The sequence below is a fragment of the Enterococcus faecalis genome (assembly GCF_029024925.1).
Classification (GTDB): Bacteria; Bacillota; Bacilli; order Lactobacillales; family Enterococcaceae; genus Enterococcus; species Enterococcus faecalis.
Window position 1 is genome coordinate 1,916,501 of the sequence record NZ_CP118962.1, and the last position, 23,715, is coordinate 1,940,215.

The following is a 23,715-nucleotide window of genomic DNA, read 5'->3' on the forward strand; positions in this document are numbered from 1 at the left end:
TAATCTCCTTTAATACATTTTTATTAAAGTATACGACAAAACCTATAGCTCTTTCAAATGACTTTCAATTTCAATTAAGTCTTTTAGGTCCTTAACTGTATTCAATTTGATATGACCTGCTTTAAAGTTACTTATCCATTGAGCCTTTGCAGCCCTGATAATCTTGTTGTTTTCTTCCGCAATCTTTTGCTTTTCTAAAGCTTGCTGAACTTCATAATCAAATGTTTCCATTGTAGAATACCTCGCACTATTATATAATGCTAAAAGACACGGAGGGTGTCGAAAATCCACGCGTGGGAATTCTCTGTGTCTTCGGGGTATTCGTATCTCGTTGAATTGAGGCAAGTGTTAGCGCACTTGTCTCTTTTTATTTAGCTTTTGGATAAGGTTTTGATAATTTAATGATTTTTTTACGTATCTTTTTATTTAGTGGCATTAAATACTTATGTTTACCTTTTGATTCATAAATGGAAGCTTTTGGATCCACATGTTTATGCAAAAATTCTAACCTTTGAGATCCTGTCCCATACTTAGCATGGATAGACTTAGGATGTGTCTTTTTTCCATTAACAATGAAATAGCGTTCCCCATCTGTCTTTCCAGTATATATCCAGTTTGTTGCTTGATAGATACCTCCATGATGGTTTTGGTCCGTATCTGCATAGCTTACTATTAATTGCATGCTTGGATTAAATTCTTTTAGGAACTTAATTGCTTTGGCCAAAATTTCAGATACAAACGTCTTGTGATTGGTTAAAGCAACCCTAGTTAGTTCACAGCATTCTGTTTGTTCCAATCCATATGGGCTTCCTATGCTCTTATTTGCACCTCTACTAAAAATTACTACTCCTATAAATTGGCCATCTTCCCATGCTCCTATTTTAATGAGCTTTCCGACAGGCACACTTTTGCTGTAATGAAAGTGCGTGCAAGCATACTTTGTAGCTTCATGAGTAGCCCAATCAACTTTCAACATCTCTTAAATCGAACTCCTCTCCACAACATGGGCATTTAACAAATTTCGGTTCAAGTTTCGTCAAATCTCCTTGGTCATCAATACTACCTGGTTCAAAATTTGGAATGTCAGCATCTTCAATTAAAATTTCTAATTCTTCGTTGTCAAACCCTGTTAACTCCAAATTATCTGCAGTTAGTTCATTAAGTAATTCTGTTAGTTTATCTTCATCCCAATTTCCAGAAATCTTATTTAAAGCTATGCTTAGAGCTTTCTCTTTATCCAATGGTAAATCAACCACAGAAACCTCTATCTCATCAAATAGCCCCAATTCTTTTGCAACAGTAACGCGTTGATGTCCACCAACCAAGTTTCCTGTATTTTTATTAAAAATGGGAGGATCAACAAAGCCAAATTCTAAAATTGATTGTTTAAGTTTTTCATATTCTGCCATACCTGGATTCAATTTTACTCTTGGATTATATTCCGCCGGCCTTAAATCTGATAATTTCATTTTTTCAATATGCATTATTTTACTCCTTTACTTATGTATAAAAAAAGACCTCATAATTTGAGGTCCAAGTTATATTATTGTAGAAACAAATGTATATATGCCAAGCAATAAAGAAGTTAAATTAGCTATATTTCCAGCAGCTTCTCCAGAATCATTTATGACTTGAATTGCTTGAGAAAACAAACTATCAGCCTCTTGCTTATTCTCAGCCTTAGAAACTTTGTAAATTGATTTCATAACGTAAGTTAATTCTTCTGTATTTAATTGCGTTTCTCTATTTATCATGACTAAGTCTTTAATATAAGATGTATTTTCAGCAATCTGTTTTAAAAGTTCTTCACTTTTTAATGTAGATTCATTTGCTAACTTCTGCAGTTCTTGTAGCTGCTTCTTTTCTCTATTAATGTCTCCAAGCCAATTACTACCAGTCTCTAGTTTTTCCGCATATTTCATAGATGGTTCGATTCTAGGATAGTCGAAATTTTTTAATAGATTCGAAAATGTATTGTTAGTCTCCATAATAAACCTCCTTTTACATTCATAATATCAATTTTATTAAATAAAAGGAAGACTACACTTTTTGTGTAGTCTCAGATAGGAGGGAAATCTTAACCGTCATTCGATCGTAAAGGTAGTTACACTGAATTATTGACGATATTTTTATTTAAGCAGCTTATGCCACTTACTGGAATAACGAGACTCGAACTCATGACCCTACGATTAACAGTCGTATGCTCTACCAACTGAGCTATATTCCATTAACGTGTCACTTGCAAACTTGTAGAAAAAAGAGGAGGTTATTCACCTCACTTCATTTTATTGAGAACGTATGTCTGCAAGTGACCATCGAAAGTCAAATCAAACGGTGACTAAACCAGAAAGTGTTGTGTAATGTGTCCATTTCTTTGACTTTCGATATTACTATATTAGCACTCAAATTCGTATAAAAACCGCCAACTTTCCGCCAAAAAACCGCCAAAAATTATTTATATGCAATTATTTTGCCATTGCGGTAAGCTTCTGCGAATTCAATCAAAGCTTCTGATTTCATTCTTTGAATACTTCTTTCAGAATAGCCAACTTCTCTTGCGATTTTATAATTAGAGTAATGGTCCTGCACACAGAAACTGTAGTGAAGAATTTGACGACTTATTATGCTTAAGGACATCAAAGCTGTTAAAATTGCATCACGTTCTGCTTCAACATCCATCATCTGGATCAACGCATCCTCTGCTTTGTTCCCATGCTTTATACCTTTGGGCATGTCTGTAATGATTGGTGATCGAACATCTACTAAGGAACGACCAGCTATTCGGTCCAAACGTCTAAAATTTTTCAACACGGCTCTCGCATTGGCTCTAGTCTGACTGAAATCAACTTCTTTTAACAATTGAATCAAGTTAAATCGCTCCTTTTATGTTATAATATCAATGTGGTTGGTCGGAGCGATTCCGACTTTTTTTATTTTTTAGAATTTTGAGTGCCGTTTGCAATCGCCTTTTCTTGCAAGCGACGCTTTTTCTTTTTAATTTTTGATTTTTTCTTACCCATGTTGCACCTCCAGTGTAATTGGTCTGCCATACTTTAAAATTTTCCAAGAGCCAGCATCATGTGACATTGATTGGCCAATTTCATAGTGATGCTTATCAAGTTCAGCTTCTATTTTTGAAAGATATGGCTCTGAATACTCAACGTACACTCCATCAACTTGCCTTCCTAAGATATAAACTTCTGGATAACTCATACACTTGAACCCCCTAAATATAGCCCTAACCCCAAAATAAACGAGCATGAAAGGAAATAAACGAGGTCACTGCTTGTTATGTCATTGCTATACACGAAATAACTCACGGCTGCTTTTGCTACAAGAATCATTATTGCAATGCCACTAACTTTATTTATTACTCTTTTCCAATTGCGTTTCATTTATTCACCATCTTTCCACAGCACGGACATACTTTCGTTTAGTATTGCTTCTGTTAGTCCCAATTCCTTGCTGTATCCAATTAAAGCAGCAGCTAACGTGAAGACAATTTCATTATCATCCATTCCTGTAGCATTTATACCGATTTCGTTTTCACCAGTTTTTGTTAATAAGAGTTGTTCCATTTATTTGACCTCCTCACTTAATCCCCAAAAAGGATTTACCTTGTAAAATTTCTCAACTTCTCGATTCAAAGATCGCACCATACTTTCTAAAACTGTTGCTCGCGTTCCTAATGTGACATTTTGCTTTTTCGCTTTTTTGACACTTGTAATGCCTAAGTTGTGTCTTAATTCAGAAAAAATTAGTATTCCCTGATTACTATATTTCCATTTTAAATCTGGATTGGCTTGAATCTTTTCCCATAATTCGTTAGTGACAACTAAATAGTTATAATCACCTAAAAACGTTTGTTTTGCGGAACTTTTTAAGTCTGCCAACGTTACTTTTATTTCATAACATCTAATAGTGTTGTCAGTAGAATAAGTCATAAAGTCGACTCTTTCCTTGCCAAACCAGCCAATGGTTACCTCAAAACAGCCGAATACTCCCATTTTGTTGGTATAGTGCCACAAGCATTTCTCAGCTTGTCTGGTTAAATCAGTTTTCATTAGTTACCCACTTTCACTTAATTCCTAAGACGACATAACCATCTTGTTGGGCATAATCTGTAATGTACGTTATTTCTGAGACATGGACATCACCTGTATATTGTCCCTCTTGATATTCGTTTAAGCGTAAGATATCACCTTTTTTATAGTTACGGTCATTTTTACGGATTTCAAAACGTTTATTCCCTGAAACAACCGCTTCAAAGTATTCTGGTAAAATTTTAAGCTCGTGAATGGTTGGCTCTTTCTCGACTTCGTAGCCATACCTCATAGCGTCGCACAACGTAAACTGTATATCTGCACTATTACTCAACCAATCATAAAATTCTCCGCTGTAATCCCATTTTTCAGCAACAAACCCATCTGAATCAGTTGCGTACTCAACGCTTAAAAAGAGATCAATTATATCAGTGGAATACTTATGTTTATCAAGCCATTCCGCAACAAACTTCGGTACCACGACTTTTTCTGGTTCGTCTATCTGTTTTGCTAAGCCAATCGCGTTGTTATATGCGTCTTTTTTACCTCGCGAAAAATCAGTATAATCACTAATTTCTGCGTTGCGATTTATATTTGCTCTAATTTCTTCTAACGTTTCAATAAATTCTTGTTTATTCATCGCTAATCCCCCTTGAAACTGTTAAAACAGTAGACAGATGTCCGTTATTACGCAAATATTTCAATAAGTCATCAATATCAGATACATCTTCATCTTCTCCGTAATAGATGCTTTCAATTATTACAGCTAAATCTATATAGCTTATTTTTAATCGTTTCATTCTGTTCTCTCCAATAGTTTTAAGTTATCCCATACATTTCCGATGACTAATAGTTCAAAAAGTGGATATGTCTTATTTGGATCTCCTGAAAATGCCCCTAAAAAAGAGTCATAGTAATCTACACCCTCACTTTTAAACACGAATGAACAGTCTTCCCAAATAACATCAGTGATGTATTCTGAAATACCTTCATTTGTTACTTCTATTATTTTCAAAATATCACCCTCAAAAATTTCAACGCCGTTCTTGTCTTTCAACCCTGTTGATTGTCCGACTGTTTCCTTATCAATCAGATAAACCGAATTTTCATCTGATTCATTTACGATGGCATACTGGCCAAACATAAAAGTTAGAAGTCCAATATGCCAGTTACCTCTTTGATCTCTTGCTCTAAATTTTGGGATCATCTTCTTTACTCTCTTTCCGCTTAAAAATATAAATTTATATGTTCAAAGACATCTCTTTTTTTACTAGTGGTGTAGTTGTCAAAACGAACGAACAGCTCTTTCTTTACATTATTTGTTAAAAACCTGACAGAATATCCATACTTAATTCTGCTTATTTCAATGGCATCTCTGCATATTTTTCTCAGCTCATTTTTCGATAGTTTAACTCTAAAACCTAGCACTATGTCAGTAACACCATTCACGGTCTCTGTCTTAGCGGACCAATCGTCATTACAATAATGCCCATAAAATTGCCAAAGTTTATCATTATCTAACTCAAGCAAATTTATTTGCTCATTCATCTTATTCACCCGCTTTCATAAATACTAACCAATGTGTTTTTGCTCTTTTATTGCCGTACAATGGCTCACAATCAATTGTGCTTAATATTTCAGATAACTTGATTTGTTCCTCGTTCCATTTAAAAACTAACGTCCCATTGGGCTTCAAAACCCTCATACACTCATGAAAACCTTTTTGTATATCTTCTTTCCAAGTTTTCTCGTTTAGCTTGCCATATTTTTTAGCCAACCAGCTGTTATTACCACACCTCAATAAATGCGGAGGATCAAATACAACATGATAAAACGAGTTATCTTCAAAAGGCATCTTTCTAAAATCTGCAACTAGATTAGGATTAACATCGATAACATGCCCACTGTCTAATTTTTCGTAATGTTCTCTGTTGTCCATAAACAAAACTTGTTCGTTTTGCTTATCAAACCAAAACATTCTGCTACCACAGCAAGCATCAAGTATTCTTTTCATAATTTCAAAGGAGAAAAAGCTTTTTAATGCGGCCGCAAATCTCCGCTCCTTTCTGATTATTTAACTAATACATAAAATCCATTTTTCTTTGCAACGTCTCCTCGAATTCCCAAATGGCCTTCCAACTCTTCAAAGGTCCTTTTTGTAATTTTAGAAAGTTGCGTGTCATACCCCAAATTTCTAAGTGTCACGTATTCATCTGGTGTTAATTGGTCTAAATCTATTGCCACAATTGGTGGAAACCGTTCAGCAGACGGTTTAAATGTCACACTAGTTAATTTCATATTTTTTTACCTCACAATTTTACCGCTTTATTTTTCGATTTAAGGCGTTTTAAATCATTTATGATTAATTACCCTAAACTAATTATTGAATTTAACTGTCGTTAAATTACGCCGTAAAAACAACAAATTATTTCTTATTCATCCACGACTGATTACTTTTTGTTTTCTTCTTAGTTTTTTCTTGAAATGATTCTTCTTTCGCTTTTTCACGTAATTGTTTTGGCTTTTCTGGTGGAATTACAACGTTTACGACCTTTCCACCTGCCACTTCTGCAGCAAGATTCGCTAATTCATCGTCTGTAAAATGCATCGCCTGCTTAATTTGATTAGTGATATTACCCTCTTTATCAAGATACCCACTACATTTCACTACTTTTACTTTTTCCACGTAATCACCTACTCTTTTTTTAATGTACTGCTTCATTTTTCGTATACCCTTACCTCTATCTTGTCCTTTGCGAACAACCCAAGTGCCTGAGATAGCGAAATAATCAATAACCCCTAACGGTGAGTGAATCGCAAACTGGTGACTTGCTTCATAAAATTCGAAAGGATAACCAAGTTCAAAAATATTCTTCATTACCTCTGTACTCATAAATAAGACATGAGCTTTTCTTTTGTTTTTTAATTCTTGTGTTGGGTACTTTGTCATTCACTATTTCCCCTCCATGTACTCTTTTATTTGTCTATCAAGTTCCAATTGTTCTTCTGGCGATAGCTTTTCTTCTTGCTGTTTATTTGGTTCTTTTGCCCATTCTGGTAAATTTTCAGTCCTAACATTTTGACGTTGGTAAGTCGTTCGTTGTTGGCCACGTTCTTTTTCATTCTTGATTTCAAATTTTAGTTTTTCAAACTGCGTTCTTAGCTTAGAAGCACTTCTAATGTTTCCAAACCAAAATGAATTTGTCGGTAACCAATCAAGAACATAGTCAATTGCTGCAATAGTTTGTTGATCTCGTTCTTCGATTAATCTGAAAACATCTGCCCATTTTTCAATCTTCACTTTTTTCATTTCACTTGGAAAATCATTGATTAAATTATTTTGTAATTTTTGAGCAAGACGTAAATGTTCGTCAGAATATTTACAAGGAGGTTTCTTTGACTCTTCTTTATTATCTTTATCTATTTCTTTATCTATTTCTTTATCTATATCTTTATCTGTTCCGTTACTCAGCGTTACATCAGCGTTACGTGTAACGTTACTAGTAACGTTACTTAATGACAGTTGCTTTTGTTTTTCTCGGTATTTCGCTTGTCTAATGCGATTTTGCTCTTTGACTTTTTCCATACCATCAATGGCCTGGTATTCTTCCCAATTCTTAATGAAAATTACATCTTCATAGGTTGTTACCATGCTGTATTTTTCTAAAGTTAAAATGGCAAATTTTACAAACTCAACTGTGAAATCAAAATCAGCTGCTAAATCTTCATCTGAATAGGGCAAAGTATCAGTTAAAAACAATCCGCCTTTTTGGTTGCTTTCACCAGCACGAGCTAGTAAAAATACCCAAAACAAAATTACTCGATCGCCATCTGGCAATTTGCGTATTCGTTTGATTTTCTTATTATCAGGTAAACTAGTACTTAATTTTATCCAGCTAATTTCAGCCACTTATCTAGCCTCCTATGTGTAATTTTTTGATAGTTTCTTGGTTCAATTTGATACCTTTAACATGATATTTTTTCTTAAATGCTGTAATACCAATGTTATGTTTTTCGGTGTGATGGCATCGACACAAACCAGCGTAAGTGTATTCTGTATGGTCTACGCTTTTTCTTTTGCGACGACCTAGAGCTTTATCGAAATGGTCAATATCTGCACCAGTTTTTCCACATATGCAACAAACTCGTTTAGTGATACATTTGTAAAAGTAATACTCTTGATTTGCTGGCAAAATGTCATAGCCTTTTCTAAATGGAATGTTATTTTCAAAGATGAAATTTAAAATAATGTTCGCTAAAATTGTTGCGTCGTCCATTGTGTTTTCTGAATCGTTCCTGAGGCTAATTTCATAGCCCTGGAGCGCTTCAAAACGGAGATAGAACATTTCCTTTAACACTTCCGTTTCTTGCCCTGTGAAAGAGAATATATCCTCTAGCATTGCAAAGATAAATCGACGTTGGGCAACACTAAATTTTCTCGGATCAATAAATCTTATTTCAACTTCTCTTGGCCCTGTATAATCAAAATACATGGTTTTTAATCGTTCAATATTTATTGCTTCGTTTATTACTGCTGTTATTGAGTTGTTTTTCAAACTCTTAATAACAGCAGAATAAACATTGTTTAGGTTCATTCAATCACTTCCACTTGAATCCCGTTATTAATAATAAAATTGTTTAGAGCAACTAACTTTTGATGTTCTGCTGTTAGTCTTAACGTAACTGTTTTCTCTTGTTGTTTTTTGCAGGTTTTTGGCGCTTCTTCTGTGATGATTTCGCCTGTAGCAGTGTCAACTGTTTTATTGTTGATTGTTTCAGTTTTCAAAGCAGCAATGGCTTCGTCGTGTTCTTTTTTTGCTCTTTCACGTTCTTCTTGTTCTTTTTTTAAAGCAACGGCGGAATCAATTTCTTTTATCAGCTCTGGTGCAGTAGACCCTTTATCAATTAATGCGACCCAAGAAAACGAGTCAAGGCCAACTGCCTTAGCATAATTTTCAACAATGAGCTTATCGTTTTTTATACGTTCTTTTTCAGATGCAACTGCTACCATCGATGCCGCTATTTCCTCAATAGTTTTCTTATTTGGTTCACCTTTAACTGTGAAAGCTGTTTTATTAGTCCACGAACTAGGAATTTCAATTTCGTCAATGGATACATTGTAGTTTTCAGACATTTCAGCAATCACTTTTTGAAGCTTTTTGCTTCGTTTCTGCTTCTCTGCTTCTTCGTATGATTTGATGCTTTCGTTAATTTCTGAACTAACTTCACTTATTTTTTCAGTATATTTTTTTATTTTTTCCTCAAAATCTTTTAACGGCTTATCATATTGATTTTTAACTTCTTTACGTTGATCATCTAGCAACGTTACAACTTTATTTAAGTCTGCTCTTGCTTTTTTAGCTTCAGGAATGTTTTCATCTGTGAAAATCATTGTTGAATAGTGCTTAACTGCGCTCTCAACCATCTCAGCCAACTGTGCTTCATTTTGGATAGTGATTTTACTAGCTTTAAAATCAACATTAAACTGCAATTCTGTTGTTAATTCGTTTGTCATTAGCTTTGCCCCCATGTAATGTTTTCTTCTGGTTGTGGCTGGAATTGTTGTATCCATTGTTTCAGAACTTCAACAGCTTTATTGAACATACTAGACGGCATGTTTTCATTGACATCAACATTCAATTCTTTACTTAGTTCATTCCGCACATAGTCAAGTTCAGAATTCGATAACTCAGAAAGTTGTCTGATATGATCGTTTAACGTGGCTAACTGTTTACCGCTAATCAAATTAACTTTCGATGTATCATTGTTCTTTTCAGCTGCCGTTTGGCCATCGTCGTCTTTATCTGCTGCAATTCCAAACGCTGCCGAAAGCGAGTAACGTCTTGCATATGTCGTTAAACTTCCTAATCCTTGAGGATTTGTCCCGCTGTTTGGAAATTCAAAAGGTCCATGAACTATATATTGACCACTAACATGAGTAATAATTGTTGTGACTTTTAAAGCATTATTCTCATTGACGACATTTTGTTGGAAATCAATTCCGCTTTCTGATTCTTGTGCAGCTTTTCTAATTGCTTCTTCAATCGCTTTTAGAGTTGCATATTGGAAATTCATTGGACCTTTTTTCGTTGTATAGGCAACTTCTGCGTCAAATCTTGGTTGAATTAATTTGCTTTTTAGCTTATACATCCCATCAAACAATTCTTTTAAATTTTCGCTGTTCTCGTTCATTTATTCCCCTTCTTTCAGTAATGAAATAACTTTTTGAAGTCCTTCGATTAATTCAACTTGATTAAAATAAGCACTTTCATCTAAACTCTCGAATACTGTTCTAACTTCTTCATCTTCGCTATCTTGGTAAACAGCAACATGATTATTAATAGCATCCTTTTCAAAAATCAGTGATCCATAAGGTGAATGATTATCAATTAAGACAATTCTTTGCATTGAATCCACTTCCACTCTCATGCTATAATTCTCCTATCAATTAATTTTGTTTGTGACTTTTTGCTTGCCGGCGGAAGTCACTTTTTTGTTTCTTGGATAAATAACGCTTCTGGAAATACAGCCTTATTTATCGCAGTGTCTGGATATTTTTCTTTAAGCTTTTGAAATACCAGGGCTTTCGTATCCTCAACCACGTAAATTTTCAAACTATCTTTTCCTACTGCTTTAAACATCTAAATTCCCTTCTCTCTTTTTGTTGCATAATGTATATTTGATTTTTTTGTTGCTGGTACCATAAATCAGCAAGTTTTTTCGTTTGCTGTAGTTTTTCTTTCCTTGTCATTTATTTACCTCTCTATCTTCAAGAGCTAAGTCATAAAATAATGTCCAAATAATGAACAATCCAATATACACATTTTGGATGATTGGATTAAAGTTTCCACCCACTAGCAGACCCAATCCGAAAACAATAAGCAGTACTGCAATTCTTCTTAAGTTATAAATTTTTCTCATATTATTTACCTCCTATAACGTCTATTTATTTCGCTTATACTTGTTTTTTTCCCGCCAAACCAAAAATTCATCAAATTTCTGAATGTGGATAATTGGCATGCATGATGTAACGAGTCTATATCCATCTTTAAATTCTTTATGTTCCTTAAACTCTCTCAGAAGTTTTTGAAATGTTGGTTTGTGATGCTGATAGCCAAAATAAACAATTGCTTCATCTTTTGCCATCCAAGCTTGCTGTAAATCGATAGTCTTTGCTAGTGTGATTTGCATGTAGACATCTCCTTTCTATGCTGTCTTGTCATGTAAGAACTTGTTAACAAAATATATTTGCCCTTTACCAGTAATTTTCGGCGTTCGACTAATTCGAATACTTCCATCTGGATTGTTATGGGTTCGTTCCTTGATTTCCGCAATTCCCAAATCAAGTGACCGCTGGGTTGGCATATTGTAGCTTTCACCTTTTCGAGCAATTAGATACCCATTGTCTCGCAGCCATTGGAATAAACGATTCTGCCCAATGTCGATGCCGTTTTGCTTGATTAGCTTAGCTAGGTCACCGATTAAAATGGAAGTCTTACTTGCATCAACGGCATCTGCAAATAATGCTTTAGGTTTTAATGATTCATTTTCTAGTTGTAATACTTCTATTTTTTTCTGTTGAAATTCAAGAGCTCGTTTAGTCAGCATTTCTGGGCTATTCCAAAACTTTTCTAGTTGAATAAAATATCTACGAGCTTGCTTTCCTCTTTCGGTACGTTGTAGCATTGAAATTTCCTTAGCCATGTCTAGTTTCACATAATGATTTACTTGTGGGCGACCACCAAAAGGTTTATCGGATTTTTCCGAGAAACTGATAAAATCAACGTTTTCATCAAACCCGTATTTAATCATTCGTTTAAACCAATCAGTATAATTATCTTTAACTCCCAGAAATTCATATAACTCTCTACCGTTAACTAACTGTTCATCATTTTCATTTGTTGTAACTTTAATTAGTTCGTTCATACGGTTTCATCCCTTCTATTCTGGTTGTCTTTCGTTCCATTAATGGAACACTTTTCCTTTTTCATTTGTATACTTCCAAAACTACCTTTGTTCACAAACATGAACTTTCTCTTTAAAAAAATATAAATGAATAAAATTTGTTTCCAAGTCTAGCAATTTGCAAGCTTTCGTAATTTCAGTGTCTTTCCAAGAGACTTTCCCGTTCATTTTCAATGATATTGTTCTCTCCGACAATCCCATTGCGATAGCAAAATTATATTGAGTTCCAAACTTTTCAACAATTCTTCCTGCTAATTTTGAGTAATCATAGCACATTTATAAACACCTCCTTCAAGTTCATGAACATGAACTTTATAACCATATAATACATTGTTCATTTCTTATTGTCAACGAAAAAGTTCATGATTCATGAATTTTTTCGTTGAAGATATATTCAATATCTTGTATACTTAAATCTATAAGGAGGTGTACCAATGGATAGAGTTAAAACATCTGCTCGTCTAAAGCAACTTATGAGTGAGCGCAATTTAAAACAAGTTGATATTCTGCGTTTGTCAGAACCATATCAAAAAGAATTAAATATAAAAATGAGTAAAAGTACTTTGTCACAATATGTAACTGGAAAGCAATCACCTGACCAAAATAGAATTTATCTTTTGTCAAAAACTTTAGATGTTAACGAAGCGTGGCTAATGGGGTTTGATGTCTCTAAAAAAAGAATCCCTGACGAACAAAGATCTAGTGAAAAAGATGACTTCGACATAGTACCTATATTCAACCAGTTAGAACCCAAGCTCCAACAGCTTATATATAACGAAGCTAAGTCTCATTTAGAAAAACAAAACAAAGCTTCTAATAACGTGGTTAACATTAACAAGAAAAAATATGATACTTTAGCTGCGCATTCACCAGACCCTGATAAAGTATTTACTGATGAAGAGAAACTTAAAATTAATCAATTTCTAGATAAAGTGGATGCTGATTATGATAGGAAGCAAAAAGAATGTAAACATCTTTTTGATGATGATTCAGATGATAAAGAATAATTTTCAGGAGTATTTTATGAACGAATATGAGCTGTTGGTGTCAGAGGTACAGAAAAAAGCACCAGTTATTGAAACAGATTTGTTTCAAAATACTGGATGCTATGGTTTGTACCGTGATGGTAGAATTTATATTGAAAAATCGTTGAGTCTAATAAAAAAAAGGAATGTGCTAGCTGAGGAACTTGGCCACCACGATACATCGTTTGGTGACATATTAAACCAAGATTGTTTAGAAAATCGTAAACAAGAACTAAAAGCTAGACAATATGCTTTAGAACAATTAGTCACTTTGGATGATCTAATTAAGTGTTCAGAATCAGGATTCAGTAATCATTACACGTGTGCTGAATTTTTAGGGGTAGACGTTGAAACGCTCAAAAATGTACTCGCCTATTATCGACAAAAATTTGGTGATACCCATTTTTATAAAGGAAGAATTTTCGAGTTTAATGATTTATCAGTCATGATTTTAAATACAAATTTACAATAAAAAAGCCCGTGCTACAACACGGAACTCTTTCCTCATTATGAGAATTATTCAATAAATACATTATATCAGAAATGGGGAGCTTTAAAAATGAAAAAAATATTTGCATCTATGGCTTTTTTATTATTTGTCGTAGTAATATTTGTTGGTTGTTCTAAAAATGTGAACCCTGATTCTTCGAAATCTTCTACACAAGAATCTTCAAAGACCTATAAAATTTTAGTTGATCAAGATTCCACTGAACAAAAGGAAAAATTAGAAAAGATATCTGAGTATTATAAAACCGCAGATCCAAAAAGCTATAATTCTAACGTTAGAGTTAATTCGATGTTAAGAGATGAAAAGGCACATAAAGGCGAGAAGGTATATTCATTAGCTAAAATAATTCAAATTGTAGATGAACCAAGTGATGAATATATTTATTACATGGGCTATGTTACTTATGCAAAAAACGATAGAGAGTATGTTATGTTAGCGGTATTAAAAGATAATGTTTATTCCAAAGTTTTACAAGATGATGAAATTTTATTTTGGGCTTCATTTGCTGGTTCTTATGACTATACTACAAACTTAGGTGATAACAATACACTTCCTTTGCTTAAAGTAGATATGTATAAAAATGTAACTGCCTCAGAAGAAAAATAATAAAAATGCGTAGTTTTGTTATTTAAAGAAAGGATACAACCATGAAAGTAGGAATGCGTAAACCAAGTATAAAAAAATCAATAAGTGCTCGTACTACTGGAAAAGCTAAACGTAAGTTTAAAAAAGCAGTAATTCCTGGTTATGGGCAAAAAGGAACTGGTTTCATTAAGAACCCCAAGAAAGCTATGTATAATAAAGTATATAATAAAACAACTTTTAGCTTTTGGGATTTGTTCAAATAATCACCCTAAATTTTACAGTTTTAATTTAGTTTATAAAAATAATTGAATGGAGTCTTAAAAATGAAAAAAATAACTATCAGTATTTTACTACTATCTTCATTGACTTTAGGTGCTTGCGATTCTTCTAGTACTGCACCTGAAAAAAACAAAAAAGAAACTAGCACAACAAAAATAACTGAAAAAACATCTGCTACAAAAACCAGTACCAGTACTGAATCAACTAGCGATAATAAAAAGACAGTTTATAATTTAGGTGAATGGTGGGAAGTTCCCAATCAATGGAAACTCAAAATTGACAGCGTGACTTCTACAGATGAAAGAAACCCCTATTCAGATAAATCACCACAGCAAGTAGTTATAATTTCTTATACTTATGAAAATCTAGGATATGAAGATGACATTCAAGATTTATTTATTATGCCAGAAAATGTGGTAGATAGTGCCGGAATAATGGGTGAAACTTATCCCGTCTCTACCACAGGAGCAAAGCCAACACCTGTTGGAGCAACAATGAGTGGGGCTCAGGCCGCATATGGCGTTCAAAATCCTGGTGGAAACATCAAAATATTATTCAAAAAATATGATTCAAATCGTACTGGTCAAGCTGCTACATTTGAAATACCTGTACAATAAAAGAAATAGCCTTAGGGCTTTTCTTTTTCAAAAATTAAGAACATACATTCGAAAGGAGTTTTAAAATTGTGGATTGAGGAACTTCCTAATGGAAAATATAAATACTTTGAGCGATATAAAGATCCGTACACAGAAAAATATCGACGTGTTTCAGTTACACTTAATTCGAAGTCTAACCAAGCGAAAAAACAAGCGATGATGGAGTTACAGGATAAGATTAATAATCGAATGGAGAAAAAAGATCAAAAAAAAGTATCATTAGAGAATCTCTTAAATAGCTGGTGGCAACAACATCAATTATCTATTAGGAAAACATCAGTTAAAGCTTACGGAAAAATTTTAAAATATATATTTTCCAATATGAATGTTGATGTACTCATAAGAAACACAGATACAAAATTTTTCCAAGACTTTATTAATGATTTACCGCATTCGTGGGAGTATAAGAAAAAATTCAAAAGTGTGCTTAACATGTCCTTCACTTATGCACAAGACATGGGAATGATTGATGAAAATCCTATCAATAGAGTGAAAGTTGTTAAACCCCCACTAACAAAAGAAAATTTTGAAAATATAGAAAGTAAATACCTCGAAGAGAGAGAGGTTTATCAATTATTAAGCTATTATTATTCTACATTTCAAAGTGTCCATCATGGTCGTTTAGCAGAGTTTATGTATTTAACTGGATTAAGAGCTGGTGAAGCAATTAGTCTTACTATAAATGATTATGTAAAAAATGAACATGCTATTTTAGTTAATGGGACTTTGGATTATTCTAACGGTTATAAAAACGCTACAAAAGAATTACCTAAAACTCTAGCATCATTCAGGAAAGTAGAATTATCAAATAGAGCTGTAGAAATAATCGAAGAGTTAATTTTAGAAAGAGAAATAAAATTCAAAGAGCAAACAAATTATCTATTTGTTGGCAAAACGGGCAACCCAATTCAAGTTAATTCATTCAATGCCTCTCTAAAGAAAGCTAATGAAAGTCTAGGTAAAAATAAAATAAACAAAACTATATCAAGTCATATTTTTAGACATTCTCATATTTCACTACTTGCAGAATTAAATGTACCAGTAAAAGCAATAATGGAACGTGTAGGCCACGTTGACACGGAAACAACTTTAAAAATTTATACTCATGTTACAAAAAAAGCTAAAACAAATCTGGTAGAAGCTCTAAATAAATATGGCAAGTAATTGCCCCTTTCGTGCCCCTTTTTTAATTCAAAACAAATAAAAAAAGGCTTAAAGCCTTTGATATCAACTATAATTCAGACACATGGCGGCACTTGCTTAGTGCTGCTTCCTTCCGGATCTGACACAATTCACTAGCCCGCCATTGTCCTAGCCTTTCGGCAAAACCTAGTATAACGTATTTTTATTCTTTTGACTAGTCTTTCTTTTGATTTTTTAAAAGTTTCTCTTCTTTTCTCTTTGCCCGTAACTTTTTAAAGAACTGAACTAGCAATAAGCGACACTCTTCTTCTAAAACGCCTGCTTCGACATAGGCCACATGATTGAAGCGTTCATCTTCTAATAAATTCATCAATGTGCCAGCAGTGCCTGCTTTAGGATCGGTTGCGCCATAATAAACTTCTGGAATTCGTGCTAAAAGCATCGCCCCACTACACATTGGACAAGGCTCTAAAGTTACAAATAATTGGGTTTCTTCTAGACGCCAATTTTCTATCCCGCGACACGCTTCTTGGATTGCATACATTTCTGCATGCGCCGTTGCTTCTTGCCGTGCTTCTCTCAGATTATGCCCGCGGCCAATAATTTCCCCTTGCCGAACAATTACAGCTCCAATAGGCACCTCAGCCAAACCTTCTGCTTTTTTCGCTTCTGCAATGGCTTCTCGCATAAAAAATTCTTTTTCTTCTTGTGTTAACGTTGTTTCTTTTTTTCCCAATTAATTTCCACCTTTCGGCTTTTTCCCACTAAACTTCTGTCTTGCTTCATGGTACAATAAATCAGTGAGGTGTGTCTATGATTATTGAAAATTTATCTCAGCTTTATCCCAAAGGCTATTTATCAAAAACAATTGGTTCCGAAGCCACCTATTCAATTCCTGTTGACGACCAATTTTTCATTGTGAATAAAGCTTTCTTAAGTATTAAAGAACAGCATTTGTTGGAAGCGCTTTTCCCAATTTCTGAAAACCCAACAATTACTGGTAACCATCCTTGGTTCAGTTACTTATTTCAACAGGCAAAATTACCTGCCGAAGGGACCTTTCGTATGTTGCAAATTCAAACGAATGTCACAAAAGAATTACAAGCTGAATGGCAATTTAATTTAACAAAGATGTTTCCAGATACAGTTGATTGTTTCAGTCCAAGTAATAATATGTATATTTTAGTTGAAGAACAGTCAAAAAATACCTTTCAACAAGAAGAAATTCAAGGAATCTTTTTAACATTAGATACAGACTTTGATTGCACTAGTGCTGTATTTGTTGGCAATTTTTATTCCTCTGAAGACATTCTCCGGCGTTGTTTCCATGAAGAACAACGTATTTTTTCAGAAGAACTTAATTCCTCTAGTCGGACGACTGTTTTTAGTTTAACCGATGTTGCCCTCCACTATTTTACCAAGGAAGCCATGAGCCAAAATGTACTTGTTGAGTATTATCGTCGTTTATTAAATAAAGACACCGATATTCAGCCAATCATCAGCGCTTTGTGGAAAAATCAAGGCAATATCAGCTCCACTGCAAAAGATTTATTTATGCATCGAAATACTTTACACTATCGGTTGGAAAAGTTTTTTGAACAAACTGGCTTATCTTTAAAAAAAATGGATGATTTAATCTTTTGTTATTTGTTATTAAGAAAGTAGTACGTCCATTTTTTACTCGTATGTTTTTTATTCCCAATTAGAAAGTAGGCGTTCCAATGAAAATTACCGCATATGTCGCTAGTGCATTTAGTAAAAACCACGAAGGTGGCAACAAAGCAGGCGTTGTTTTTATGACACAGCCCTTAACGAGAACCCAAAAAATGGCCATCGCCAAAGAACTAGGATTTGCAGAAACTGCTTTTATTTCAGACTCAAAGATTGCTGATTTCCGCCTTGAATATTTTACACCAAAAGAAGAAGTCGACTTATGTGGCCACGCGACAATTGGCGCTTTCACCATTATGAAGCACTTAAATAAATTATTGCAAACAGAATATACAATCGAAACGAACAGCGGTTTGCTCGCAATCACGGCTAACGGTGAACAACTATTTATGGAACAAACTGTCCCAACTTTTTATGATACGCTCACTTTAGAAGAATTGAGCGGCTGCTTTGATTTAAACGCAGTGGCAACTGCTTTTCCTATCCAGATTGTGTCAACGGGCCTAAAAGATATTTTGGTTCCCATTAAAAATGCGCAATTATTACAGGATTTACAACCAAACTTTGAAAAAATTAAGTTACTTAGTCAAAAGTATAGAGTTATCGGGATGCATCTTTTTGCTTTGTCTGAAGAAAATATCATTTGTAGGAATTTTGCACCCCTTTATGACATCGATGAAGAAGCCGCTACTGGTACATCAAACGGTGCGTTAGCTTGTTATCTGCACCATCACCAAATTTTACAAAAAACCAATTACACTTTCGTCCAAGGTTATACCTTAAACGCTCCTTCAGAAGTCTTAGTGTGTTTGAACACTACACCTCAAAAGACAATTGATCAAGTTCTAGTTGGTGGCAGAGGCTATTATGTTGAAACAAAAGAATTATTTTTATAAAAAAAAAGATGGCCTAGGCCATCTTTTTTACTTCATTGCATCTTCAATAAATGTGAAAAAGCGTTCTTTTAAAGAATCTGTATTGTCTTTAACTTTTTCGCCATATTCAGCTAATTTTGAACCGCCATCTTTCACACGATCAACAACATTTAAAACAGAATCTAATTCATCATCGGATAAATCATCGACAATCGATAATAATTTTTGGTTTCCATCAAATTTATCGTCTACAAACTTTTTAACTTTATAACGATTGGAAACATGAGATACCTTCTTAATAATTTTTTCAGAAGCGATGACTGCAACAGAGACACTTGCAACTGCAGCAATGCTTAAACCGATACCAATTTTTGTTGATGCTTTCATTTCCTTCAGCTCCTCTGTTATTTTCTACTTTAATCATAACATATTATTACTTTTATGCGTAATAGAAAGACCTTTACTAGCACTTAGTCCCGTCGGTTATTGCCACCAAATAAAATAACCAAACGTAAAAGTTGTAAAAAGGTCGAAAGCGCCGCTGCTACGTAGGTAAGTGCAGCTGCAAAAAGAACTTTTCTGGCCATTGGGACTTCTTCTTCTGTTAATAACCCACCTTCAGAAAGAATACTTAATGCACGTCTAGACGCATTAAACTCCACCGGTAAAGTCACCAATTGAAAAATCAAGGCTAATGAAAAAGCCAAAATTCCAATGTTGATTAATGTTTGATTCCAACTAAATAAAACACCAATCAAAATTAGTGGAAAGGAAATGGTTGAACCGATGTTGGCAACTGGAACAATAGCTGCACGAAGACGTAAAGGCACATAGTTCGTATGATCTTGTACCGCATGTCCGCATTCATGAGCCGCCACGCCAATAGCCGCAACCGATGTCGATTGAGCAGTGGCTTCGGATAAGCTCAACATTTTGTTTCCAGAATTATAATTGTCAGTTAAATCACCAGCAATTTGCTGAACTCCAACATCATTAATTTGTTCTTTTTGTAAAATATATTGTGCTGCCTGCGTGCCTGTAACATGTTTACTGCTTCGTACTTGATCATATTTACGAAAGGTACTGTTAACATATGCGGAGGCCGCACCAGAAATCGCAATTCCGATAATTACCAATATATAGGTTGGATCGATTCCAAAATAAAAGGGCATCATTGTCCTCTACCTCCATCTTTTTTTCTTTATTGTAGCATGATAGTGAAAAAAAGGGAGCGACAAACGTTGTCTTTTGTTTAAAAAAATGATGAATTTTTCAAGAAAGTGCCGAAACTAACAAAATTGTCACTCAATTAACGGAAAAAAATATGGCAAATTTCCTAAAAAAAAGGCATACTATTCCTTGAGGTGAGGAAAATGAAAACATTACTAAAAATATTAATTCCCATAGTCATTTTAGCCGGTGGTAGCTGGGGCGTTTATAATTACTATTACGGTGGAGAAGCCTATTATACACAAATCACAACATCTGGTGAAAAGAAAGATGAAAAAACAAATTCTGGTGAAGCAATGACCATTTATTACTATCAACAACCTGCGTTTAATAAAAACGGTGAAGAAAAAACCGTGGAATTAAACGAATCCCGTGATCAACCATTGCGTATGAAAGCCTATCTAAAATTGAAAGTTAATCCCCGTAAAGGCGTGATCAGCTGGAATGAAGTGACAGAAAAAGAAGTCCCTGAAAAAGCTTTAGAAAAATTAAAATAAAGAAAAAACCGTTGGCAAGCGACCAACGGTTTTTTCTTTATAATTGATTACTAATTTTTTCGATATTTTTTAGCATAATGGACACTGTGCCATCTGGATTATTAACAAATTCAATTAAATCGCCATTGCGGTAAACATCTAACGGAACAATTAATTCAATACCGTTATCCATTTTTAACTTCTGTTTGCCAAATTTCTTTTCAGAAATTTCGCGAGATTCTCTGACTGGCGGTGTTTTGTCGACAAACTTCGATTCATTCACTTCTTCTTGGTAAGCTAATTTAGCTGATACATTTTCTTTAAACACTTGCTCAGCAATTTGCTCATTGTCAATCGTTCCCGTTTCCTCAATACTATCATATACCGCTTCTTTTACAGAAGCCATTAGTTCAAACTCATCTTCGTTAAATTTCTTTCCAATGCGTTTGACTGCCTTTTTAATTTCTTTGATATTTTCTTCCATGGAAGGTGCCGCTTGCGTCTCAATCACTTTTTCAGAGAAATACCAGATTTTTTCTCCTGAAAATTCATATCTTTTCTCTAGTAATTCAAACGCTAATGTATCTAAGTCAACCGTAATCCCTTCATCTGGTTTTTGTGATTTTGAAGACAAAATTGCTCGATTGATAATCAGTTTGTTATAAACGGATTCTTCTTCATAGTCGACGTAATGCGTGTAACTTTCTTTATAGTTTAATTTAATCATTGCGACATGTAACACCGTATCTAATTCATATAAAATGAACAAAATATCAGCACTAGGCGCATCTTCGCTTCCTGAATAAACATCATACCAATGTTGGGTAACTTCTTGGCTTTTCTTCACAAAATCACTAGGAATCCCACGTAACGTGTCAACAAAGGAACTATTTTCCGCCAATGTTCCAGTCTTTGTTTGTGCAGTCGAAAGTTTTGAAATTTTTGCAGTTAAATACGTTCGAATATACTCAGTGGTTAAATCTAGTTCCTTTTCAGAAAAAACCGGCGTCCCAGTTTCTCGATCAATAATGTGTAAAATTGCTTTTTTTAAATAAATATCCATTTTTACGCTCTCCTTTTCTCAACCTTTTTAGTCTAACTGAAAGAGAGAAAAAAGCCAATAGTTTCTATAAAAAGAAGAAGAATTCGTAGACAAATGTCTACGAATTCTTCTTAACTTCAAAAAGCGATTACCCTTCTTCGCTGTATAACATCCCTGTTGCTTCATCAACTGGATCGACTTTATTAAAGATGCCTTTCTTTCTGAAAATATAAGTTAAGCCCATTGGTACGATAATGGCAATCACCATTGCGACTAAAAACGGCAAGTAATATTGTGGCACAATAGATAAAATTCCTGGCAAGCCACCGACGCCGATACTTGTCGCACGAACGCCCATTAAAGTGGCAAACATTCCTGCCATTGCTGAACCAATCATGCCCGCAACAAATGGATAAACATATTTTAAGTTGATCCCAAACATCGCTGGTTCAGTCACACCTAGGTAACAAGAAATCATCGCTGGAATCGAAACTTGTTCTTCTTTTTTGTTTCCACGATGCATAAAGATAACTGCTAAAACCGCTGAACCTTGTGCAATATTTGATAGAGCAATCATTGGCCATAAGTTGGTTGACTGAAAGTCAGCAATCAACTGTAAATCAATAGCATTACTCATATGATGTAACCCAGTGATGACTAATGGTGCGTACATAAAGCCAAAGACGGCGCCAAATAACCAATTAAATGTTGACGTTAATCCTGCATTTACGATATCAGAAACCCAACTACCAATCGTCCAACCGATTGGTCCTAAAATGACATGTGCAGCCAATACTGTTGGTACTAAAGCAAACAATGGGACAAAAATCATTGAAATTGCTTGAGGAATCACTTTTCTAAAGAAAATTTCAAGATAGGCAAGCAAGAAGCCGGCTAACATAGCTGGGATAACTTGCGCTTGATAACCAATCATGTTAACTTGAGCAAACCCAAAATCCCAGAAAGGAATTTCTGCTGCTTTAGTCGTCGCAACTGAATAAGCATTCAGAAGTTGTGGTGAGACTAATGTAATCCCTAGGACAATCCCCAAGATTTGTGTGGTTCCCATTTTCTTCGTAATACTCCACGTAATCCCAACTGGCAAGAAGTGGAAAATTGCTTCGCCGATTAACCATAAGAATGAATTGACTCCATTCCAAAATTGAGAAACTTCCACGATTGTTTGACCATCAAGAAAGCCAAATGGAACCCCTTCCAAAATATTGCGGAACCCTAAAATCAATCCCCCGATAACAAGTGCAGGAATTAATGGTGTAAAAATCTCAGCTAAAACAGAAACAACTCGTTGAACAGGACTCAAATTACTTTTGGCAGCTGCTTTCCCTTCTTCTTTTGAAACCCCTTCTAAACCGGAAATTGCAGAAAAATCATTATAAAATTGTGGGACTTCATTCCCAATAATTACTTGAAACTGTCCAGCATTTGTAAAGGTTCCTTTTACAGAAGGAATATCTTCAATCACAGGTACATCCGCTTTTTTTGGATCTTTTAATACAAAACGCATTCGAGTTGCACAATGAGAAACAGCTGAAATATTTTCTTTGCCTCCTACTGCTTTCAACAACTGTTGTGCATCGCTTTGAAACTTACCCATTTTACATTCTCCTCTCAAACTTGTATATACAATTAAGTTGTATATACATCATACTTGATTATTCTTTTTTTGGCAAGCGCTTTCTTTCAAAAAAAAGAATTTTATTTTTTTACAAATCCCTTGTCTTTTCTTAAAGAGTCAAACAGAACGCTTTTTTAGCTGCTTCTTTATTGCTATACTACAGAGGGAAAAAACGAAAAGGAGTATGAAAAATGTTTTTTAAAGAAATTCATCATGTGGCAATCAATGCCTCAAATTATCAAGCAACTAAAAATTTTTATGTCGAAAAGTTGGGCTTTGAAGTTCTTCGCGAAAATCATCGTCCCGAAAAAAACGATATTAAATTAGATTTAAAATTAGGCAGCCAAGAATTGGAAATTTTCATTTCTGATCAATTTCCAGCTCGCCCCTCTTATCCTGAAGCTTTAGGATTACGTCATTTAGCTTTTAAAGTTGAACATATTGAAGAAGTGATTGCTTTTTTAAATGAGCAAGGAATTGAAACAGAACCGCTACGAGTAGATGATTTTACGGGTGAAAAAATGACCTTCTTTTTTGATCCAGATGGACTACCTTTAGAACTTCATGAATAATAAATAAAG

40 protein-coding genes, 1 tRNA gene, 1 other RNA gene and 1 pseudogene are annotated in these 23,715 nt (G+C 34.4%); 10 read left to right on the plus strand and 33 right to left on the minus strand.

The window, feature by feature from the left end:
* Window positions 1-42 precede the first annotated feature (42 nt).
* The 27 genes and pseudogenes from PYW42_RS09450 to PYW42_RS09580 all read right to left on the minus strand — a co-directional run bounded on the left by PYW42_RS09450 (window position 43) and on the right by PYW42_RS09580 (window position 12,284).
* Complete coding sequence (locus tag PYW42_RS09450) at window positions 43-231, minus strand: hypothetical protein (RefSeq protein ID WP_002389167.1); 189 nt, start codon at window positions 229-231, stop codon at window positions 43-45.
* 136 nt (window positions 232-367) lie between these two features.
* Window positions 368-976: a Mom family adenine methylcarbamoylation protein gene (locus PYW42_RS09455; protein ID WP_002389006.1), complete on the minus strand. Its 609-nt coding sequence runs from the start codon at window positions 974-976 to the stop codon at window positions 368-370.
* Window positions 977-1,061: 85 nt separating this feature from the next.
* Window positions 1,062-1,484, minus strand: a pseudogene (locus tag PYW42_RS09460) (ParB N-terminal domain-containing protein); the annotation flags it as partial.
* Between the two features lie 54 nt (window positions 1,485-1,538).
* Entirely contained in the window at window positions 1,539-1,988 is a 450-nt protein-coding gene (locus PYW42_RS09465; RefSeq protein ID WP_002389057.1) for a hypothetical protein, read from the minus strand.
* A gap of 166 nt (window positions 1,989-2,154) precedes the next feature.
* Window positions 2,155-2,227: transfer RNA gene (locus tag PYW42_RS09470), tRNA-Asn, on the minus strand.
* A gap of 224 nt (window positions 2,228-2,451) precedes the next feature.
* Window positions 2,452-2,868, minus strand: a complete 417-nt coding sequence (locus PYW42_RS09475) for an ArpU family phage packaging/lysis transcriptional regulator (RefSeq protein ID WP_002389074.1) — start codon at window positions 2,866-2,868, stop codon at window positions 2,452-2,454.
* A gap of 144 nt (window positions 2,869-3,012) precedes the next feature.
* Complete coding sequence (locus PYW42_RS09480) at window positions 3,013-3,213, minus strand: hypothetical protein (protein ID WP_002389002.1); 201 nt, start codon at window positions 3,211-3,213, stop codon at window positions 3,013-3,015.
* A 182-nt stretch (window positions 3,214-3,395) separates the two neighbouring features.
* A complete protein-coding gene (locus tag PYW42_RS09485; protein WP_002389222.1) occupies window positions 3,396-3,578 on the minus strand; it encodes a hypothetical protein in 183 nt (60 codons plus the stop codon).
* On the minus strand, window positions 3,579-4,064 hold the full coding sequence (locus PYW42_RS09490) for a hypothetical protein (protein ID WP_002389003.1): 486 nt from the start codon (window positions 4,062-4,064) through the stop codon (window positions 3,579-3,581).
* 13 nt (window positions 4,065-4,077) lie between these two features.
* Entirely contained in the window at window positions 4,078-4,683 is a 606-nt protein-coding gene (locus tag PYW42_RS09495; RefSeq protein ID WP_002389116.1) for a DUF3850 domain-containing protein, read from the minus strand.
* Window positions 4,676-4,843, minus strand: a complete 168-nt coding sequence (locus PYW42_RS09500) for a hypothetical protein (protein ID WP_002389257.1) — start codon at window positions 4,841-4,843, stop codon at window positions 4,676-4,678. Before PYW42_RS09500 ends, PYW42_RS09495 begins: the two co-directional genes overlap by 8 nt.
* Window positions 4,840-5,250, minus strand: coding sequence for a YopX family protein (locus PYW42_RS09505; protein WP_002406561.1), 411 nt, complete (start codon window positions 5,248-5,250; stop codon window positions 4,840-4,842). Before PYW42_RS09505 ends, PYW42_RS09500 begins: the two co-directional genes overlap by 4 nt.
* A 20-nt stretch (window positions 5,251-5,270) precedes the next feature.
* Window positions 5,271-5,591 (minus strand): hypothetical protein, encoded by a 321-nt coding sequence (locus PYW42_RS09510; RefSeq protein ID WP_016024806.1) that lies wholly within the window; start codon window positions 5,589-5,591, stop codon window positions 5,271-5,273.
* A 1-nt stretch (window position 5,592) separates the two neighbouring features.
* Window positions 5,593-6,057 carry a class I SAM-dependent methyltransferase gene (locus PYW42_RS09515; protein WP_002389342.1) on the minus strand — a complete coding sequence of 155 codons (465 nt, stop codon included), beginning with the start codon at window positions 6,055-6,057 and terminating at the stop codon, window positions 5,593-5,595.
* A gap of 56 nt (window positions 6,058-6,113) precedes the next feature.
* On the minus strand, window positions 6,114-6,341 hold the full coding sequence (locus PYW42_RS09520) for a hypothetical protein (RefSeq protein ID WP_002389214.1): 228 nt from the start codon (window positions 6,339-6,341) through the stop codon (window positions 6,114-6,116).
* A gap of 127 nt (window positions 6,342-6,468) precedes the next feature.
* Complete coding sequence (locus PYW42_RS09525; RefSeq protein WP_002389023.1) at window positions 6,469-6,993, minus strand: hypothetical protein; 525 nt, start codon at window positions 6,991-6,993, stop codon at window positions 6,469-6,471.
* Between the two features lie 3 nt (window positions 6,994-6,996).
* Complete coding sequence (locus PYW42_RS09530; RefSeq protein ID WP_002389312.1) at window positions 6,997-7,953, minus strand: phage replisome organizer N-terminal domain-containing protein; 957 nt, start codon at window positions 7,951-7,953, stop codon at window positions 6,997-6,999.
* Between the two features lie 4 nt (window positions 7,954-7,957).
* The gene (locus PYW42_RS09535; RefSeq protein ID WP_002389197.1) at window positions 7,958-8,638 is read right to left on the minus strand and encodes a putative HNHc nuclease; all 681 of its coding nucleotides are present in this window, start codon (window positions 8,636-8,638) and stop codon (window positions 7,958-7,960) included.
* Window positions 8,635-9,573, minus strand: a complete 939-nt coding sequence (locus PYW42_RS09540) for a DUF1351 domain-containing protein (RefSeq protein WP_002410850.1) — start codon at window positions 9,571-9,573, stop codon at window positions 8,635-8,637. The genes PYW42_RS09535 and PYW42_RS09540 overlap by 4 nt, the downstream gene beginning before the upstream one ends.
* On the minus strand, window positions 9,558-10,235 hold the full coding sequence (locus tag PYW42_RS09545; RefSeq protein ID WP_002389124.1) for an ERF family protein: 678 nt from the start codon (window positions 10,233-10,235) through the stop codon (window positions 9,558-9,560). Before PYW42_RS09545 ends, PYW42_RS09540 begins: the two co-directional genes overlap by 16 nt.
* Entirely contained in the window at window positions 10,236-10,472 is a 237-nt protein-coding gene (locus PYW42_RS09550) for a hypothetical protein (protein WP_002389004.1), read from the minus strand.
* A 56-nt stretch (window positions 10,473-10,528) separates the two neighbouring features.
* Window positions 10,529-10,684, minus strand: a complete 156-nt coding sequence (locus tag PYW42_RS09555; protein WP_002389151.1) for a hypothetical protein — start codon at window positions 10,682-10,684, stop codon at window positions 10,529-10,531.
* Window positions 10,669-10,794 (minus strand): hypothetical protein, encoded by a 126-nt coding sequence (locus PYW42_RS09560; RefSeq protein ID WP_002389306.1) that lies wholly within the window; start codon window positions 10,792-10,794, stop codon window positions 10,669-10,671. The genes PYW42_RS09555 and PYW42_RS09560 overlap by 16 nt, the downstream gene beginning before the upstream one ends.
* The gene (locus PYW42_RS09565) at window positions 10,791-10,964 is read right to left on the minus strand and encodes a hypothetical protein (RefSeq protein WP_002369040.1); all 174 of its coding nucleotides are present in this window, start codon (window positions 10,962-10,964) and stop codon (window positions 10,791-10,793) included. The genes PYW42_RS09560 and PYW42_RS09565 overlap by 4 nt, the downstream gene beginning before the upstream one ends.
* A gap of 21 nt (window positions 10,965-10,985) precedes the next feature.
* Window positions 10,986-11,234, minus strand: a complete 249-nt coding sequence (locus tag PYW42_RS09570) for a hypothetical protein (protein ID WP_002389279.1) — start codon at window positions 11,232-11,234, stop codon at window positions 10,986-10,988.
* 15 nt (window positions 11,235-11,249) lie between these two features.
* Window positions 11,250-11,969: a phage antirepressor KilAC domain-containing protein gene (locus PYW42_RS09575; RefSeq protein WP_002389123.1), complete on the minus strand. Its 720-nt coding sequence runs from the start codon at window positions 11,967-11,969 to the stop codon at window positions 11,250-11,252.
* A gap of 81 nt (window positions 11,970-12,050) precedes the next feature.
* Window positions 12,051-12,284: a DUF739 family protein gene (locus tag PYW42_RS09580; protein WP_002389146.1), complete on the minus strand. Its 234-nt coding sequence runs from the start codon at window positions 12,282-12,284 to the stop codon at window positions 12,051-12,053.
* 158 nt (window positions 12,285-12,442) lie between these two features.
* Here PYW42_RS09580 and PYW42_RS09585 point away from each other — a divergent pair, with 158 nt between their 5' ends.
* The 6 genes from PYW42_RS09585 (at window position 12,443) to PYW42_RS09610 (ending at window position 16,225) form a co-directional block, all read left to right on the plus strand.
* Window positions 12,443-13,015, plus strand: coding sequence for a helix-turn-helix domain-containing protein (locus PYW42_RS09585; RefSeq protein WP_002389244.1), 573 nt, complete (start codon window positions 12,443-12,445; stop codon window positions 13,013-13,015).
* Window positions 12,990-13,505 carry an ImmA/IrrE family metallo-endopeptidase gene (locus PYW42_RS09590; protein WP_002406281.1) on the plus strand — a complete coding sequence of 172 codons (516 nt, stop codon included), beginning with the start codon at window positions 12,990-12,992 and terminating at the stop codon, window positions 13,503-13,505. The genes PYW42_RS09585 and PYW42_RS09590 overlap by 26 nt, the downstream gene beginning before the upstream one ends.
* Window positions 13,506-13,592: 87 nt before the next feature.
* A complete protein-coding gene (locus PYW42_RS09595) occupies window positions 13,593-14,147 on the plus strand; it encodes a hypothetical protein (RefSeq protein WP_002389038.1) in 555 nt (184 codons plus the stop codon).
* Between the two features lie 41 nt (window positions 14,148-14,188).
* Window positions 14,189-14,389 (plus strand): hypothetical protein, encoded by a 201-nt coding sequence (locus tag PYW42_RS09600; RefSeq protein ID WP_002389192.1) that lies wholly within the window; start codon window positions 14,189-14,191, stop codon window positions 14,387-14,389.
* A 60-nt stretch (window positions 14,390-14,449) separates the two neighbouring features.
* Window positions 14,450-15,022 (plus strand): hypothetical protein, encoded by a 573-nt coding sequence (locus tag PYW42_RS09605; protein WP_002388998.1) that lies wholly within the window; start codon window positions 14,450-14,452, stop codon window positions 15,020-15,022.
* A gap of 66 nt (window positions 15,023-15,088) precedes the next feature.
* Complete coding sequence (locus PYW42_RS09610) at window positions 15,089-16,225, plus strand: tyrosine-type recombinase/integrase (RefSeq protein WP_002389338.1); 1,137 nt, start codon at window positions 15,089-15,091, stop codon at window positions 16,223-16,225.
* 59 nt (window positions 16,226-16,284) lie between these two features.
* Here the strand turns inward: PYW42_RS09610 and ffs are convergent.
* Window positions 16,285-16,381, minus strand: an RNA gene (ffs, locus tag PYW42_RS09615) — signal recognition particle sRNA small type.
* A 37-nt stretch (window positions 16,382-16,418) separates the two neighbouring features.
* Window positions 16,419-16,940 carry a tRNA adenosine(34) deaminase TadA gene (tadA, locus tag PYW42_RS09620; protein ID WP_002389160.1) on the minus strand — a complete coding sequence of 174 codons (522 nt, stop codon included), beginning with the start codon at window positions 16,938-16,940 and terminating at the stop codon, window positions 16,419-16,421.
* Window positions 16,941-17,017: 77 nt separating this feature from the next.
* Here tadA and PYW42_RS09625 point away from each other — a divergent pair, with 77 nt between their 5' ends.
* Complete coding sequence (locus tag PYW42_RS09625; RefSeq protein ID WP_002383772.1) at window positions 17,018-17,869, plus strand: PucR family transcriptional regulator; 852 nt, start codon at window positions 17,018-17,020, stop codon at window positions 17,867-17,869.
* Between the two features lie 56 nt (window positions 17,870-17,925).
* Entirely contained in the window at window positions 17,926-18,771 is an 846-nt protein-coding gene (locus PYW42_RS09630; RefSeq protein WP_002389263.1) for a PhzF family phenazine biosynthesis protein, read from the plus strand.
* Window positions 18,772-18,798: 27 nt separating this feature from the next.
* Here the strand turns inward: PYW42_RS09630 and PYW42_RS09635 are convergent, their stop codons facing one another.
* Together PYW42_RS09635 and PYW42_RS09640 are read right to left on the minus strand one after the other, a co-directional pair.
* Window positions 18,799-19,137 (minus strand): hypothetical protein, encoded by a 339-nt coding sequence (locus PYW42_RS09635; protein WP_002356871.1) that lies wholly within the window; start codon window positions 19,135-19,137, stop codon window positions 18,799-18,801.
* Between the two features lie 83 nt (window positions 19,138-19,220).
* Window positions 19,221-19,925, minus strand: a complete 705-nt coding sequence (locus PYW42_RS09640; protein ID WP_002384290.1) for a zinc metallopeptidase — start codon at window positions 19,923-19,925, stop codon at window positions 19,221-19,223.
* Window positions 19,926-20,123: 198 nt separating this feature from the next.
* On the opposite strand from PYW42_RS09640, the gene PYW42_RS09645 reads away from it, so the two are divergent.
* The gene (locus PYW42_RS09645) at window positions 20,124-20,477 is read left to right on the plus strand and encodes a YxeA family protein (RefSeq protein WP_002387247.1); all 354 of its coding nucleotides are present in this window, start codon (window positions 20,124-20,126) and stop codon (window positions 20,475-20,477) included.
* Window positions 20,478-20,514: 37 nt separating this feature from the next.
* Here the strand turns inward: PYW42_RS09645 and PYW42_RS09650 are convergent, their stop codons facing one another.
* A complete protein-coding gene (locus PYW42_RS09650) occupies window positions 20,515-21,519 on the minus strand; it encodes a nucleoid-associated protein (protein ID WP_002356866.1) in 1,005 nt (334 codons plus the stop codon).
* A 127-nt stretch (window positions 21,520-21,646) separates the two neighbouring features.
* Window positions 21,647-23,113: a PTS system trehalose-specific EIIBC component gene (gene treP, locus PYW42_RS09655; RefSeq protein ID WP_002388267.1), complete on the minus strand. Its 1,467-nt coding sequence runs from the start codon at window positions 23,111-23,113 to the stop codon at window positions 21,647-21,649.
* 212 nt (window positions 23,114-23,325) lie between these two features.
* On the opposite strand from treP, the gene gloA2 reads away from it, so the two are divergent.
* A complete protein-coding gene (gloA2, locus tag PYW42_RS09660; protein WP_002356864.1) occupies window positions 23,326-23,706 on the plus strand; it encodes an SMU1112c/YaeR family gloxylase I-like metalloprotein in 381 nt (126 codons plus the stop codon).
* The last annotated feature ends 9 nt before the right edge of the window (window positions 23,707-23,715 follow it).